This window comes from Luteimonas changyuni, from assembly GCF_039548395.1.
Lineage (GTDB): Bacteria > Pseudomonadota > Gammaproteobacteria > Xanthomonadales > Xanthomonadaceae > Luteimonas.
In genome coordinates this window covers 65,579-79,704 of sequence record NZ_JBCLUZ010000009.1, presented here as the reverse complement: position 1 = coordinate 79,704, position 14,126 = coordinate 65,579, and the positions used below count along the sequence as shown (strand labels likewise).

16 protein-coding genes are annotated in these 14,126 nt (G+C 66.3%); 4 read left to right on the top strand and 12 right to left on the bottom strand.

Annotated features, from left to right (window positions below):
- Position 1 precedes the first annotated feature (1 nt).
- From WCD84_RS05610 to WCD84_RS14340, 5 genes are all read right to left on the bottom strand, one after another.
- Positions 2–3,178: an efflux RND transporter permease subunit gene (locus WCD84_RS05610; protein WP_343280725.1), complete on the bottom strand. Its 3,177-nt coding sequence runs from the start codon at positions 3,176–3,178 to the stop codon at positions 2–4.
- 22 nt (positions 3,179–3,200) lie between these two features.
- Positions 3,201–4,181 (bottom strand): efflux RND transporter periplasmic adaptor subunit, encoded by a 981-nt coding sequence (locus WCD84_RS05605; protein ID WP_095208873.1) that lies wholly within the window; start codon positions 4,179–4,181, stop codon positions 3,201–3,203.
- Positions 4,178–5,458, bottom strand: coding sequence for a TolC family protein (locus WCD84_RS05600; protein WP_095208874.1), 1,281 nt, complete (start codon positions 5,456–5,458; stop codon positions 4,178–4,180). Before WCD84_RS05600 ends, WCD84_RS05605 begins: the two co-directional genes overlap by 4 nt.
- A gap of 56 nt (positions 5,459–5,514) precedes the next feature.
- The gene (locus tag WCD84_RS05595) at positions 5,515–5,907 is read right to left on the bottom strand and encodes a hypothetical protein (protein WP_162202221.1); all 393 of its coding nucleotides are present in this window, start codon (positions 5,905–5,907) and stop codon (positions 5,515–5,517) included.
- A gap of 61 nt (positions 5,908–5,968) precedes the next feature.
- Positions 5,969–6,058 carry an SEC-C metal-binding domain-containing protein gene (locus WCD84_RS14340; protein WP_225218078.1) on the bottom strand — a complete coding sequence of 30 codons (90 nt, stop codon included), beginning with the start codon at positions 6,056–6,058 and terminating at the stop codon, positions 5,969–5,971.
- A gap of 333 nt (positions 6,059–6,391) precedes the next feature.
- On the opposite strand from WCD84_RS14340, the gene WCD84_RS05590 reads away from it, so the two are divergent.
- Positions 6,392–7,015 (top strand): tyrosine-type recombinase/integrase, encoded by a 624-nt coding sequence (locus WCD84_RS05590; RefSeq protein ID WP_343280700.1) that lies wholly within the window; start codon positions 6,392–6,394, stop codon positions 7,013–7,015.
- Positions 7,016–7,105: 90 nt separating this feature from the next.
- Here the strand turns inward: WCD84_RS05590 and WCD84_RS05585 are convergent, their stop codons facing one another.
- Genes WCD84_RS05585 through WCD84_RS05575 form a run of 3 tightly spaced genes read right to left on the bottom strand, consistent with a single transcriptional unit; the run spans position 7,106 to position 8,676 of the window.
- Complete coding sequence (locus WCD84_RS05585) at positions 7,106–7,327, bottom strand: GmrSD restriction endonuclease domain-containing protein (protein WP_343280699.1); 222 nt, start codon at positions 7,325–7,327, stop codon at positions 7,106–7,108.
- 27 nt (positions 7,328–7,354) lie between these two features.
- Positions 7,355–7,771, bottom strand: coding sequence for a hypothetical protein (locus WCD84_RS05580; protein WP_343280698.1), 417 nt, complete (start codon positions 7,769–7,771; stop codon positions 7,355–7,357).
- A complete protein-coding gene (locus WCD84_RS05575; RefSeq protein WP_062167438.1) occupies positions 7,768–8,676 on the bottom strand; it encodes an alpha/beta hydrolase family protein in 909 nt (302 codons plus the stop codon). The genes WCD84_RS05580 and WCD84_RS05575 overlap by 4 nt, the downstream gene beginning before the upstream one ends.
- 76 nt (positions 8,677–8,752) lie before the next feature.
- Here WCD84_RS05575 and WCD84_RS05570 point away from each other — a divergent pair, with 76 nt between their 5' ends.
- Positions 8,753–9,337 (top strand): TetR/AcrR family transcriptional regulator, encoded by a 585-nt coding sequence (locus tag WCD84_RS05570; RefSeq protein WP_062167440.1) that lies wholly within the window; start codon positions 8,753–8,755, stop codon positions 9,335–9,337.
- Between the two features lie 96 nt (positions 9,338–9,433).
- Here the strand turns inward: WCD84_RS05570 and WCD84_RS05565 are convergent, their stop codons facing one another.
- Both WCD84_RS05565 and WCD84_RS05560 read right to left on the bottom strand, forming a co-directional pair.
- Positions 9,434–10,483 carry an alpha/beta fold hydrolase gene (locus WCD84_RS05565; protein WP_343280697.1) on the bottom strand — a complete coding sequence of 350 codons (1,050 nt, stop codon included), beginning with the start codon at positions 10,481–10,483 and terminating at the stop codon, positions 9,434–9,436.
- Positions 10,484–10,517: 34 nt separating this feature from the next.
- Entirely contained in the window at positions 10,518–11,285 is a 768-nt protein-coding gene (locus tag WCD84_RS05560) for a UPF0149 family protein (protein WP_343280696.1), read from the bottom strand.
- A gap of 86 nt (positions 11,286–11,371) precedes the next feature.
- On the opposite strand from WCD84_RS05560, the gene WCD84_RS05555 reads away from it, so the two are divergent.
- A complete protein-coding gene (locus tag WCD84_RS05555; RefSeq protein WP_343280695.1) occupies positions 11,372–12,289 on the top strand; it encodes an alpha/beta fold hydrolase in 918 nt (305 codons plus the stop codon).
- Positions 12,290–12,331: 42 nt separating this feature from the next.
- Here WCD84_RS05555 and WCD84_RS05550 read toward each other — a convergent pair whose 3' ends face one another.
- Positions 12,332–12,784 carry a YkgJ family cysteine cluster protein gene (locus tag WCD84_RS05550; protein WP_343279740.1) on the bottom strand — a complete coding sequence of 151 codons (453 nt, stop codon included), beginning with the start codon at positions 12,782–12,784 and terminating at the stop codon, positions 12,332–12,334.
- A 154-nt stretch (positions 12,785–12,938) separates the two neighbouring features.
- Between WCD84_RS05550 and WCD84_RS05545 the strand changes: the two genes are divergently transcribed.
- Positions 12,939–13,346, top strand: a complete 408-nt coding sequence (locus tag WCD84_RS05545; RefSeq protein ID WP_343280694.1) for an OsmC family protein — start codon at positions 12,939–12,941, stop codon at positions 13,344–13,346.
- A gap of 100 nt (positions 13,347–13,446) precedes the next feature.
- Here WCD84_RS05545 and WCD84_RS05540 read toward each other — a convergent pair whose 3' ends face one another.
- Positions 13,447–14,121 carry a TenA family protein gene (locus WCD84_RS05540; RefSeq protein ID WP_343280693.1) on the bottom strand — a complete coding sequence of 225 codons (675 nt, stop codon included), beginning with the start codon at positions 14,119–14,121 and terminating at the stop codon, positions 13,447–13,449.
- Positions 14,122–14,126: the final 5 nt, after the last annotated feature.

Here is a 14,126-nt window from a genome sequence, read left to right as displayed (position 1 = left end):
CTCAGTGGGCCTCCAGTTGCGGCTTCGCTGCGTCGCCGCGATGCAGAAGACGGTAAAGGGTGGGCAGGACAAGCAGGGTGAGCAGCGTTGAAGACACGATCCCGCCGATCACGACGGTGGCGAGCGGACGCTGCACCTCCGCGCCCGCGCCGACATTGAGCGCCATCGGGACGAAGCCGAGCGACGCCACGAGGGCAGTCATCAAGACCGGCCGCAGCCGCCCGAGCGCGCCGTTGAAGACCGCGTCGTCCAGCGACTGGCCTTGTTCGCGCAGGTTGCGAATGAAGGCGATCATGACCAGGCCGTTGAGCACGGCCACGCCGGACAGCGCGATGAAGCCGACACCTGCGGTGATCGACAACGGGATACCGCGCAGAGCCAGTGCGGCCACGCCGCCCGACAGCGCCAGCGGCACGCCGCTGAACACGATCACCGCGTCCCTGGCCGAGCCAAAGGCCATGAACAACAGGCCGAAGATGAGGACCAAGGTCACTGGTACCACTACTGCGAGCCGTTGGCTGGCCGAGATCAACTGCTCGAACGTGCCGCCGTAGTCGATCCAGTAGCCCTCGGGTACGTTCACCTGCTGCCCGACGCGCTGCTGCAGCTCTTCGACGAAGCTACCCAAGTCGCGATCACGCACGTTGGCGGTGACCACCACCCGGCGCTTTCCATTCTCGCGGTTGATCTGGTTGGGCCCCAGCAGGCTCTCGATCTTCGCGAGCTCCCGCAGCGGTACGGTCCGCGCGGTCGCCCAGCGTGGCTCCAAGCTCGACCGGTCCGCGTTCGCAACGTCGGGCAAGGGGATCGGCAGGTCCTGCAGGGCGATCGGATCGACACGCATCTGTTCCGGCAGTCGAACCACGATGTCGAAGCGGCGGTCGCCCTCGAACAGCTGGCTGGCCACCTGGCCACCCACCGCAGTGGCAACGGTCTGCTGCACGATCCCCGGATTCAGTCCGAAGCGCGCAAGCGCTGCGCGGTCCGGGACGATCGTCAGCAGTGGCAAGCCGGTTGCCTGTTCGGTGTTGACGTCGACCGCGCCCTCGACCTGCCTGGCAGCCGCCTCGACCTGTTCGGCCACCTCGACCAGCGTGTCCAGGTCGTCACCGAACACCTTGACCGCCACATCCGCACGCACGCCGGAGATCAGCTCGTTGGTCCGCATCTCGATCGGTTGCGAGTACTCGTAGTTGTTGCCGGGAAGCGTCGCCACTGCCGCTTCGATTTCGTCGATCAGCACATCCCTGCGCTTGCGTGGATCGGGCCATTGCCCGCGTGGTTTCACCATCAGGTAGGTGTCCGCCACGTTGGGTGGCATCGGGTCGGTGGCCACCTCCGCCGTGCCAATCCTGCTGAAGACACGCTCGACTTCCGGAACCTGCATCAGGCGTTCTTCCACGGCCAGTTGCATCTTCACCGACTGCTCCAGGCCCGTTCCGGGAATGCGGATCGCCTGCATGGCGAGGTCGCCCTCGTCCAAGCTGGGAATGAACTCGCTGCCCAGGCGTGTGGCGAGTAGCAGGGACACGACGACCAGCATCAGTGCCCCGCCAAGGACCCAGTTTTGCCGGCGAAGCGACCACGCAAGCAACGGCTCATAGCGCCGCCGCGTCCATTGGACCAGTCTGTTCTCCTTCTCCTCGACGCGGTTACCCATGAAGATCGCGATGGACGCGGGAACGAAGGTCAGCGACAGGACCATTGCACCGGTGAGGGCCAGCACCACGGTGATCGCCATCGGGTGGAACATCTTTCCCTCGATCCCGGTCAGCGCGAAAATCGGCAGGTACACCGCGGCGATGATGAACATGCCGAACAGGCTGGGCCGGATGACTTCGACCGTGGCAGTGGCCGTCAGGTCGTTGCGTTCCTCGCGTGTCAACGTCCGCCCAAGTCGGTGCTGCATCTCGCCAAACCGCCGCAGAACATTCTCGATGATGATGACCGCGCCATCGACGATCAGCCCGAAGTCGAGCGCACCGAGACTCATCAGGTTCCCCGACACGCCGCCACGCACCATCCCGGTGATGGTGAACAGCATGGCCAGCGGGATGACGGCTGCGGTGATGAGCGCGGCGCGGAAGTTCCCCAACAGCAGGAACAGGACCACGATCACCAGCAAGGCACCCTCGATCAGGTTCTTCGAGATGGTCTGCATCGTGCGTTCGACCAGCCCGGTGCGGTCGTAGACCGCCGTCGCGGTGACGCCTTCCGGCAAACTTGCGTTCGCATCCTGCAGCTTCGCCGCCGCGGCCTGCGCGACGGTGCGGCTGTTGGAGCCCACCAGCATCGACACTGTGCCCAGCACGACCTCTTCCCCGTTCTGGGTCGCCGCGCCCGTACGAAGCTCCGGACCCTCACCCACCTGTGCCACGTCAGCGACCCGGATCGGCAGGCCGTCGCGTCGGTCCAGCACGATGTTCCGGATCTCGTCGATCCCGCCGACCTGGCCGGGCACGCGCACCAGGTACTGCTGGCCGTTGCGCTCAATGTAACCGGCGCCCATGTTCTGGTTGTTGGCCGCCACCGCGTCGACGATGTCCTGCAGCGTGAAGCCGAGTGCAACCAGCTTGGACGGGTCCGGCGTGATGTGGATCTGCCGCTCGAAGCCGCCGATCGTGTTGACCTCGGTCACCCCCGGTGTGTTGCGCATCTGCGGCCGGATGACCCAGTCCTGCAGGGTGCGGAGGTTGGTGGCGGTCCACGGCGTGCCGTCCGGCTTGGCCGCCCCGGGCGCCGCGTCGACGGTGTACAGGAAGATCTCGCCCAACCCGGTCGAGATCGGCCCCATTTCGGGCTCCAGTCCTTCTGGGATCTGCGAGCGGATCTGCTGCAGGCGTTCGGCCACCTGCTGCCGGGCGAAGTACAGGTCGGTGCCGTCCTCGAACACCACTGTGACCTGCGACAAACCGTATCGGGACAGAGATCGCGTGTAGTCAAGGCGCGGCAGGCCGGCGAGTGCCGTCTCGATCGGGTAGGTAACCCGCTGCTCGGACTCCAGTGGCGAGTAGCCGGACGCCTCGGTGTTGATCTGTACCTGGACGTTCGTGATGTCGGGCGTTGCATCGATCGGGAGCCGGGTGAAGCTCCAGATGCCCACGCCGATCAGCCCGAGGGTCAGCACCAGCATCATCCAGCGATGTCGGATCGAGAACCGGACGATTCGCTCCAGCAGGCCCGGCTGGAGGGCTACGGCGTCAGTGGTCATGCGCCGCGCCCTCCTTGCCGATGTCCGCCTTGATCAGGTAGCTCTCCGCGACGACCACCTCCTCGCCTTCGCTCAGGCCCGAGAGGATCTGCACCTGCGTGGCATCGCGGGCACCGAGTTCGACGTGTCGGGTCAGGTACGTCTCGCCCTCACGTACGAACACGGCCTCCTGGCCATCCATCGACTGCAGCGCGGTCAGCGGCACCATCAGGTCCACCGGCTCCTGCGCGACCGTGATCCGCGCCTTGACCGCCGTTCCCGGCCGCCATTGGTTGTCGGCGTTGTCGATCGTTGCGCGGGCCACCGTGCTCTGGCTGGCGGTGGCCATGCCCGGCAGCACGCGTTCGAGCGTGGTTCGGACCGTCTCGCCATCGCTCATGCGGGTGACCGCCACCGGCACGCCGGGCTGGATGTGCTGGGCGTCGGCGCCAAAGATGTGGAGGTCGACCCAGAGCTGCGAGAGATCGGCGATCTCGAACAGCGGCGCGCCCTCGCCGGCCAGGCCGCCGACCGAGGCACTGCGCTCGACGACCACGCCAGAGATCGGCGCGGCGACGCTGTAGGTGCTCAGACTCAGGTTGCTCTCGATCGTCGCCAGCATCTGGCCGGCGCGAACCTGGTCTCCGACATTGGCGCGCAGTGAGCGGATCGGGCCTGGGAAGCGGGCGGTGACCTGCGCAACACGCCCCTCGACCGGGGTCAACAGGCCTTGTACCTCATGCTCGTCGGCGATCACGCCGGGGCCGACGGGCCGCGTCTGGATACCGGACTTTTCGGCAATTTCGGCAGGGATGACCGTGCTGGCGATTTCACCCGCTTCATGACCGTGTTCGTCGGCCTCGGTGCCGTGGTCGGCGGCCTCGTCAGCATGGGCGTCGTTTGCCGGCTGGCTAGGCTGGTCCGGCTCACCACTGCAAGCCGCCAGGCTCAAGGCCAGCGCCAATGCCGGGATCAGGTGGACAGGCTTCATGGGGTTGCTCCTTGGTTGTCTTGCGGGCCCGGGCCGGCGACGAATGCCTGGCCGGTCAGCCGCTGGATCTCGATCAGGGCGCGCTGGGCTTCCAGCGCAGCTGCCAGCTGTTGCTGCCGTGCGGCGGCGCGCTCCGCCTGCAGGCTCGACCACTCCAGATAACTGGCGGCGCCTGCGCGGTACGCGGTGGCGGCCGCTGCTTCGGCCTTGGCCAGACGTGGAAGCACGTCCTCACCCAGCCGCTGTGCTTCCAGGCGGGCCACCCCGAAGCGGCCATGCGCCTCAGCGAGGGTGGAGTAGAGCGACAGCCCCACGGCCTCCCGTTCGATTTCCAGCGCTGTCAACTCGGCGCGTGCGGCACGGATGCCCGGTTGTGCCCGGCGGGTGGTGCCCAGCGGGATCGAGACACTGCCGACCAAGCCGAAGTCATCGCCGTCCGCCATCCGTCGCACGCCCACCTGCCAGTCGAAGTCCGGGGTCGCTTCGCTGCGTGCCAGCTGCAGGCGTGCCTCGCCAATGCGCTGCTGATCGACGAACTGCGCGAGCTCGGGAGTGCGTTGCAACCAGTCGGCGAGTACCGCGAAGTCCGCGATCTGGGGCACGGCGAGCAGATCGCCCCCGAGGATCTCGAATGCGGGATTTCGCTCGCCCCACAGGGCCGCGAGATGCTGGCGGGCGGCCGCCTGACGTTGCCGGGCTCGCGCGCGATCCAGTTCCGACCGCGCGAGGGCGGCCTGGGCGGTGAGTACGACCGATTCCGGCGAAGCGCCGGCCTCGTGACGCCGGCGCGCCGCAGCAACGGTGCGTTCGCGCTGGTCGACGTCCAACTGCGCAAGCTCGCCTTCGCGTTGCGCACCGACGACCGCCAGGTAGCGGCGGGCCACTTCGGCCAGGAGATCCAACCGCTGCGCCTCGCGCTCGATGGCCAGCGCGTCGATCCGGCTTTGCGCGAGCGTGCGGCGGGCATCGAGCTTGCCGCCGCGCTCCAGCACGGAGGCGAGGCTCAGCGTGATCTCGGCGCCATCCAGGCCGCTGGCCGGGCCGGTACCGAGCACGTTCTCGACCTCGGCTCCAGCGACCAGCGCCGGGCGCAACGAGGAGCGATCCAGTTCGGCTTTCAGGGCCTCATGGCGGGCACCAAACAAGCGTAGATCGGGATGGGCGTCGGCAACGCGAAGGAAAGCGTCGTCCAGGGTGAGGGGGTCGGCGGCGTGCGTGGGGAATGCCACGGCACACACGGCGACGAACGCGGCCAGGGCCGCTGATCGCAAACGCATGGGGGTTGCTCCGATGAATCGAATTGACGGGAGTCGGCATCAGGCCGACGGCGCGGTCATCCGAAGATCGGAGGCTTGAATGGGCTCGGCAGACGCAAGGCGGCCGGGGGCGACGCTTTTTCGACCCCCATTCGACCGGCGACCGGTTGAGTGGAAAATGAATCCAGAACCGGCAACACGGCCGCGGCTGAACCACAGCAATGGGCGAAATCCAGCAACAGGTGCAACGTCTCCGATCCGTCCTGATCGTGCGCGTCCGCCGCGGCGAACTCCGGGTCCAGATCGTTGGCATGCGGGCCGTGGCTGTGCGCGCCAGACGGATCGTGCGCGAGCTCATGCATCTCGCCGGCGGCTGTCATCACCGGTTGGAACGCCAGCCCCAACGCAAGCACACCCAGCACGACGACGCGCAGGAGCGGCAACAAGAAGCGGGGATGCAGGCGGGTCATGGCCGCGCAGGGTACCTGCGGATGATGGGGTTATACAATTCCGCTGAATGCGTCGAGAGGGCTACAGGGAAAAGGCGCGTTCCAGTTGTCGGCCATGGCACCGCTTGTACTTGTTTCCGCTGCCGCACTGGCACGGCTGGTGATCGCGCAGCCCCGACGACAGTGCGTGTCCAGGAACTGGTGCGCCTGCTGCAGCGGTTCGATTTCATGCGCGGGGACACTGACCTCGCCGGGAGCCGCCGGGATGCCCCGGCTCAGTCTCTTCCTAGGGGCTCTTGCCGTTGCATGGGCTGCTAGCCCTTCGATGGCAGACAACAAGACCCGGACTGCGCTCTACGAGGTCATGCGGTCGGGCTTGGCTGCCTGAGTGATCCGTGGGACGAAGTGGTGCGCGATGTTCCAACGAGACGTCCGCTTTGGGTCGCATCACGCCTTGCTTCTCTGCGTAGGAGAAGCCTGACCCCCCCTTCACCAGGAGTTGGTCATGGCAAATCTTCACACCTCGCACCCCCACGAGCCTTGGAACAAGGGAAAACTCATCGGCCAGAAGGCCCCACTCAAGTTGAAAGACATCTGGGCCATCCGGATTCGGCTTCAACTCAGCCATAGGGTTCGCGACCTTGCCCTATTCAACCTGGCAATTGATTCCAAGCTCCGTGCGTGCGACCTAGTGAAGCTCCGGGTATCCGATGTCTCGCATGGCGGGCAAATGGCGTCCCGCGCCATGGTGATGCAACAGAAGACAGGCCGCCCCATCCAGTTCGAGATCACCCAATCGACCCGCGAGGCCGTGCAGGCTTGGATCACCCATGCCGAGCTTGAGCCCTTGGATTTCCTGTTCCCCAGCAGAGTGTCGGACTCGCCCCACCTGTCGACGAGGCAGTACGCCAGGATTGTCCATCGCTGGGTGGAAGAAGCAGGCCTCGAGTCGGGATCCTACGGCACTCACACGATGCGCCGGACGAAGGCTTCCTTGATCTACCGCCGGACGCGGAACCTGCGGGCTGTCCAGCTACTGCTTGGGCATACGAAGCTGGAAAGCACAGTGCGCTATTTGGGTATCGAAGTTGATGACGCTCTAGAGATCGCCGAGCAGACGGATGTCTGATCCCGCAGGGCTCGCTCCTCGGCCCCACAGGGTCGAGGAGCGGCCAGAAGCAGACAAGCGTTCCACCTCTGGATGGCCGTTGGCGGGCGTCTACCGTGGATACAGTTGCGTGGCGACTTTGGTCAGTTGTTTGCCCCGTTCGGCGATTGCCTCTTCATCCCAGCCGTCCTTATTCATTAGCTGCACGTTGAGACTGAGATTGCTGTTCTGGATCAAGAGCGTCTTCTTCGTCGGAAAGGCCCTGTTCTGGGCCGCACGGTTCACACTCAGGTTCAGAAGCGACAGATTACCTAGAGTCGAAATGGCCTTCATCGGCCAGAAGCGGTCGTTCGCGTCGAATCAGTTCACATCCGATCCATGACGCGCGTGATGTCGTGCGAATGCCGTACGCGCCAAGATGCACAACAACGCCACCGCTAAAAATGATTCCAGCAGGATGAAGGCATGGATCCTTCCGCTGATGGCGTGCAACGGTGCGTAGAGGTAGTGCCCTAGCGATAGCAGGTTGCAACCGGCATAACCCATCAGGAGCAAGAGCCCGGCTACCGGATGACCACGTTTGATCGCCAACCATCCTGCAAATGCCAGTGGCGTCATGACGAACCAGAACGCGTCAATCATGGCTCGATTGATCCACGGCGGCTCCGGGTATTCATGGAAGAACAGCAGGTTGTCGACGTAGTGAAGGATGCTGCTTATCGCTGTTGCGAGCAGCATCAAACCCAGGCGTATCAAGTGCGCGGCCGGGAAGCTCATGCGGTCTGCCGGCTTGGCAGTGAATCAAACCTGGAGAGCTTCTCTACGGCACGCCCCTTGGGCAATGATCCAAACCAGTCCAGCATCTCGTCCCACAGTGGTTCAGCACTCTGGCGGAAATAGCCCATGTGTCCGATGGCCCGTCCCAGGCTGCGCGGGTCGATGTCACGTTTCGTCAGCGGAGCGTTGCTGTAGGCTTTCACGAACGCATCGCGCGATGCGGGCGCTGCCCACAGGTCATCGAGTGCGTTGGCCGCGATGATTGGCGTCGTGACCGTGGCGTAGGATGCCTCAATCCCGCTCATCGCCGGATCATCGAAAAAATAGTGGGGAAAACGACACCAGTGGCGCCACTGTCGGAATGCGTCCTCCGGAATGTCCTCGCCCATGCCGAGAGTCTTCCACGGCGAATAGCCCTTCCAGCGGGTCACCGGACCCAGCACGGCCCACAGCGCTCGCACCTTGATCCGCTCGCCGAGCGGCATCCAGCCATGCCAACCCGCACCGGTACCGGAGACATGGAATCCGGCGACCTTGGCATGGTTGGGAAGCAGGCCGAACGCGTGCCCGGCGTACGAGTGCCCCGCGATGAACAGCGGCACGCCATCCTCCGGCATGGCATCCACCGCTGCGGCAAGGTCTTGCCTGGCCCAGTCGAGCAGATCCATGCGAAATCCCTTCAACGAAGGAGGCCGCGACTGGCCGATGCCGCGGTAGTCGAAGGTCAGGATCTCATGGCCGCGCCGGCGGGCATGCTCGGCGAAACGCTTGTAGAAACCCTGCGGGACCGCGGTGGCACTGGCCACGATGATGCGACCACGCAACGGCCCCATCGCCGGGTAGCGGGTGGCGCCCAGCCGATAACCATCCGCCGCTGTCAGCGTGGTGGAACGCACCTCGTTCATGGCTCGATTCCGCCCTATGACACTTGTTATAGTCGAGGAGCGTAGACTATGACGACCGTCATAACAAGGTGCGCCGATGACCAAGCCCGCCCTGGATTCGCGACAGCGCATGGTGGTCGCCGCTGCCGACATGCTCGCTCGCCATGGCCTCAATGCCACCAGCATCCGCGAGTTGGCGAAGCGCGCCGATGCACCCTTGGGGTCGACCTATCATCATTTTCCCCGGGGCAAGGACCAGGTCATCGTCGAAGCAATCGCGCTTGCCGGTGCGCGCGTCGATGCCGGACTCGACCTTTACCTGCAAGCAGGCAATCCAGCAGGACTTGGTCAGTTCATTGCCAGCTGGCGAGACATTCTGGTGCGATCCAAGTTCCGGATCGGATGCCCGGTGATGGCCGCTGCCATCGACGAGCCGCTGGTTCCAGAGGGGGATGCACCACGCGAAGCGGCCGCCAAGGTTTTCGCTGGCTGGCGCCGACGCCTGGAGAAATCGTTCGCATCCGGCGGCATCGGCAAGGATGAGGCTGCGGACTTGGCGACACTCGTGATCGCGAGCCTGGAAGGCGCGGTGGTCCTTTGCCGCGCCGAGCAGAGCATCGAGCCCTTCGATCGGATCGCCAGACAAATTGAATCCCTAGCCAAAAGCCAATTACGCAAGTAAGCGAATAGCTCGCATCCACGCCAACCACCAAGGCGCTGTCGCATGACTGGCGGCTTTGGGTCGAAAGCTGCCCCTGCCGACCTGCGACAACACTGCCTAATCGCTTCGTCCATCGGCGCGAGAAAGCTCCCGAAGCAGATCCCGATGAAATCGCTCCGGGTCCTGGATATGCGGCGAATGCCCGAGATCCTCGTACTCCACCAGCACCGCTCCCGGAATCGCTTCGGCCGTCTGGCGCCCCAGCGCCCGATAGTCCCCAAGTCTCGCCTGCACCTCCGGCGCCGCCGCTCCCCTGCCAAGCGCCGTCCGGTCATGCACACCAATGAACAGCGTCGTCGGTACCCGCAGCAGCGGCATCTCATACACCACCGGCTGCCACATCAACATGTCGAACGTCAGCGCCTGGTGCCACGCCACCACTTCGCGGCCCGGGCCGGCATACATGCCGGCCTGCATCCGCGCCCAGCGCTCGAACTCCGGGCGCCATTCGCCCGCGTAGTACACCGCGGTCTGGTAGTCGCGGATGCTGTCGTAAGTCGTGCGCAACTCCGATGCATAGACCTGTTCCACCGGCTGGTACGGCACGCCCTTCGCCTTCCAGTCCTCCAGCCCGATGGGCCCCACGAGCGCCAGGTGCTCGACGGCGTCGGGATACATCAGCGCGTAGCGCATCGCCAGCATCCCGCCCATGGAATGCCCGACCACCACGCTGCGCTCGATGCCAAGCGAGGCCAGCAGGCCGCGCGTGTTCTGCGCAAGGCCGGCGAGCGCGTACTGGTAGCCGTCGGGCTTGCTGGATTTGCAGAAGCCCACCTGGTCGGGCGCGATCACGCGGTAGCCGGCCTGCGCCAGCGCGGTGATGGTCTGCTCCCAGGTGGCGGCGCAGAAGTTCTTGCCGTGCAGCAGCAGCGCGGTGCGGCCGTTGGCCTCGCCGGTGGGCGCCACGTCCAGGTAGATCATTTCGACCTGCTGGCGCTGCGATTCGAATGCATGCGTGCGCACCGGGTGCGGATAGGCGAAGCCTTCGAGTCGCGGGCCGTAGACGGCGTCGCCGTCGCCGTCGCCGGATGCCACTGCCGTGCCGGCAATGCCCAGCAGGCCGGCGAGCAGGAGTGCTGCGCTGTTCAATTCGATCCCCTTGCCCATGTCCTGCTCCTGCTGGCTGTTCAGTGTCCGCCGCTCAGTTCAATCCGCAGCACTTCTTGTATTTTTTCCCGCTGCCGCAGGGGCAGGGGTCGTTGCGCTCCGGGGCCGCGTCGCGGCGGATCGGCGTGCGCGGGGTCAGCGCTTCCACGCGGTGGTGGTTGAGATCGGCCATCATCGAAGGGATCTCGATCACGATGCCCAGACGCTCGCGGTAGTCGACGGGCATCGCTTCGGCGGTGGGGTCGTCCGGGTTGATGGCTTCGCCGCTGGCCAGCCGGTCAAGGGCGTCGAAGATGTCCTCGATCCAGTCGTTGTCGTCCAGCCACTGGTCCCACTCGGCCTCGCGCAGCATCACCGCGGAGAAGAAGCCGTGGGCCCAGTCGGTGCCGACGTCGAGTTCGTCCTCGTTGAGCGCCTCCTCGCCGGTCAGCTCCGGGTCCTCGGGCAGCCACATCAGCGGTGCGAGATGGTCCGGCAGGTCGCTGTCGTCGTAGCGCGCGCGGGCGGTGCACATGTTCAGGTGCCCCATCAGCAACTGCTGCACCTCGTCCGCCTCCGCTGCGCCGTCCCAGGTCGGCGCCTTGCCGCCCCAGACCACGGGCTGCCATTCTTCCGGCGGCACCGTCGATGGCGAGACGGCCAGCGCGGTCAAAAAGCCGTCCAGCGCCTCCAGGTTGAAACCCTTGAAGGGCACGGCGCGCCGGTCGAGGAGGTCGGCGAGGCGTTCGATGCGGTCTTCGTCGAGATAGGGCGGGGCGGAGGTCTTGCTGGACATGGCGATCTGCGGAAGGCGGCGAGGCATGCATGGTAGTCGCGTCGCCGCGGCGGCGGGGCCGGGGGCCGCGCCCGCGTCCTACAATGGACGCTGCTGTCCGCCCTGGCACCGCCATGCATTTTCCGGGTTATCCCTCCAGTCCCCAGCGTTTCCAGGTCCGTCCCGGCATCGCGATGTCCTATCTCGACGAGGGCCCGCGCGACGGCGAGGTCGTGGTCATGGTCCACGGCAATCCGTCTTGGAGCTATTACTGGCGCACGCTGGTGGCAGGGCTGACTCACCCCGCTTCCGGCAAGGGCTACCGCTGCATCGTCCCCGACCACGTCGGCATGGGACTGTCCGACAAGCCCGACGACGCGCCGAACGCGATCCCCCGCTACGACTACACCCTCAAGTCGCGGGTCGAAGACCTTTCCACGCTGCTTGAACACCTCGGCATCGACGGCCCGGTGACGCTGGCGGTGCACGATTGGGGCGGCATGATCGGCTTCGGCTGGGCGCTGTCGCACCAGGCGCAGGTGAATCGGCTGGTGATCCTCAACACCGCGGCCTTCCCGATGCCGGATGCCAAGGCCGTGCCCTGGCAGATCGCGCTGGGCCGCGACTACAACGTTGGCGAGATGGTGATCCGCGGCTTCAACGCGTTTTCCTCCGGCGCGTCGTGGCTGGGCGTGGAGCGGAAGATGCCGGCCGATGTGCGCCGCGCCTATGTCGCGCCCTACGACAGCTGGAAGAACCGCATTTCGACGGTGCGCTTCATGCAGGACATCCCGCTGTCGCCGAAGGACCGGGCCTGGCCGATGCTGGACGAATCCGGCCGGCGCCTGCACGAGTACGCCCGCCTGCCGGTTTTCATCGGCTGGGGGCTGAAGGATTTCGTGTTCGACCGCCATTTCCTCGAGCGCTTCCAGGCCGAGCTGCCGGGCGCGGAGACGATGGCCTTCGATGATGCCGGCCATTACGTGCTGGAAGACAAGCACGAAGTGCTGGTGCCCGCGATCCGCGATTTCCTGGACCGCAACCCGCTCTGATCGCCGGCGCTTGGTGGCCGCTCCCACAGCAGCCAGCCGCAATCAGGCTGCGATCGGCGGCGGCAGGGCGGGCGGCGGGGTGCCGCGGTCGTTGGGGTGGTCGCTGCCGTCGGGGTTGCCGTCGCGGTCGTTGGCCGCGGCTTCGCGCCAGATCCAGTCCGCAGGCGTCAGCGCGGCCAGGCCGTGCGCCGCACGCGCGTTGTCGCACTGGCGGCCGGGTTCGCCGAACTCCCACGAGGCCGCCACGTCGCGGCAGGCCTGTGGGCGCAGCGGATGGATGCTGCAGCGCGAACGGCGACCGATGTCGGCGTCCAGCGCCACGCAGCGCGGCGTGGATCCGCCGGCGGTGCCGCGCATCGCGAGCTCGTGGTTGCGCAGCGGCACCGTCAGCGCCGCCGGCACGTGCCCGCCCAGCACCGGGTCGGCTTCGGACCAGTGCAGGCTCACGCGGAAATGGGCGCAGCAGGCGCCACAGCTGAGGCAGGGATGGGGCACGCGGGCGGGTCGCTGAGTGGCGTGTGCAGGATTTTTCGGCAAGCGCGGGCGGCGCGCAAGGGGTTTCGGAGCGCGCCTGAAGCCACCGCCGGAGAGGGCGCCGGGCTGGCCTATGCTGGTCCGGCACATATCCGCGCCGATCAAGGAGAACCTGATGTCCAGCGCTGCTCGCGTGACCGCCACCTCCACCGCCACCGACTACATCGTCGACTTCACCGATCCCGCCGGGCACCGCTGGCAGGCCGACGAACCGGCGTCTCTGGGCGGCGGCGACACCGCGCCGGATCCCATGCACCTGGTGCTGTCGGCGCTGGGAGGCTGCACGGCGATTACCCTGAAGATGTACGCCGCGCGCAAGCAGTGGCCGTTGGAGGATGTCTCGGTGGAGCTGGTGCTGAACCCCGACGGCAAGCCGGCGGCGGGCAACGACATCCGGCGCGTGGTGACGGTGAAGGGCGACCTTGACGAGGCCCAGCGCGAGCGGCTGCTGCAGATCGCCAACGCCTGTCCGGTGCACAAGCTGCTGGTGGGGGAGATCAGGATCGATACGGCGTTGGGGTGAGGATGGCGGCGAGGTGGCTTTCGCAGCTATAGCTGCTCCCACAACATCCGCCCGTGGGAGCGGCTATAGCCGCGATAGCTGCCAGGGCGGCGCCACAGCCTCAAGGTCCGGCGCCCGCCGCATCCAGCCCCTGCTGCCAGAACGCCGCCTCCAGCCGCGAGGCCTTGCGGAAGATCGCGACCAGTTCCGCGTAGCGGTTCTCGCTGGCATAGCGCCGGCCGAGGTCGTCCAGCCACGCGTGCGCGGCGGCGCCGGCCTGCTGGAAGGCATCGCCGGAGTACTCGGCTATCCAGTCGCGGTAGGGATGGTCGGCAGGAATGGCGTCGATGCCCGCGGGCGTGAGCCGGCGGCCGATCTCGGCATAGCCCAGGGTGCAGGGAATCAGCGCCACCTGCAGGTCGAGCAGGTCGCCCGACATGCCCGTGTCCAGCACGAAACGGGTGTAAGCCACGGTCGCCTGCTGCTCTTCGGTGGCTTCGACGTCGGCGGCCGACAGGCCCCAGCGTTCGCACACGCGCAGGTGCAGGCCCATTTCGTCCAGGATCGCGGCCAGGCCGCCGCGGGCCGCCTGCATGTCGGCCAGGCTGCGGCTCTTGTACGCGGCCAGGGCGTGGGCGCGGGCGAACTGGATCAGGAACAGGTAGTCCTGCACCAGATAGTTGCGAAACGCGGCCGGTGGCAGGCTGCCATCGCCCAGGCCGCGGACGAAGGCGTGGTCGATATAGGCGTTCCAGTCATCGGCGGCGGTGGCCTTCAGGCGTTCGAACAGCGACATGGTCG

Coding starts and splice junctions, on each gene's coding strand:
- WCD84_RS05570 (WP_062167440.1), top strand. CDS start 8,753: ATGACCAAGCCCGCCCTGGATTCGCGACAGCGCATGGTGGTCGCCGCT.
- WCD84_RS05600 (WP_095208874.1), bottom strand. CDS start 5,458: ATGCGTTTGCGATCAGCGGCCCTGGCCGCGTTCGTCGCCGTGTGTGCC.
- WCD84_RS05575 (WP_062167438.1), bottom strand. CDS start 8,676: ATGAACGAGGTGCGTTCCACCACGCTGACAGCGGCGGATGGTTATCGG.
- WCD84_RS05545 (WP_343280694.1), top strand. CDS start 12,939: ATGTCCAGCGCTGCTCGCGTGACCGCCACCTCCACCGCCACCGACTAC.
- WCD84_RS05585 (WP_343280699.1), bottom strand. CDS start 7,327: ATGAAGGCCATTTCGACTCTAGGTAATCTGTCGCTTCTGAACCTGAGT.
- WCD84_RS05590 (WP_343280700.1), top strand. CDS start 6,392: ATGGCAAATCTTCACACCTCGCACCCCCACGAGCCTTGGAACAAGGGA.
- WCD84_RS05580 (WP_343280698.1), bottom strand. CDS start 7,771: ATGAGCTTCCCGGCCGCGCACTTGATACGCCTGGGTTTGATGCTGCTC.
- WCD84_RS05540 (WP_343280693.1), bottom strand. CDS start 14,121: ATGTCGCTGTTCGAACGCCTGAAGGCCACCGCCGCCGATGACTGGAAC.
- WCD84_RS05555 (WP_343280695.1), top strand. CDS start 11,372: ATGCATTTTCCGGGTTATCCCTCCAGTCCCCAGCGTTTCCAGGTCCGT.
- WCD84_RS05595 (WP_162202221.1), bottom strand. CDS start 5,907: ATGACCCGCCTGCATCCCCGCTTCTTGTTGCCGCTCCTGCGCGTCGTC.
- WCD84_RS05565 (WP_343280697.1), bottom strand. CDS start 10,483: ATGGGCAAGGGGATCGAATTGAACAGCGCAGCACTCCTGCTCGCCGGC.
- WCD84_RS05605 (WP_095208873.1), bottom strand. CDS start 4,181: ATGAAGCCTGTCCACCTGATCCCGGCATTGGCGCTGGCCTTGAGCCTG.
- WCD84_RS05560 (WP_343280696.1), bottom strand. CDS start 11,285: ATGCCTCGCCGCCTTCCGCAGATCGCCATGTCCAGCAAGACCTCCGCC.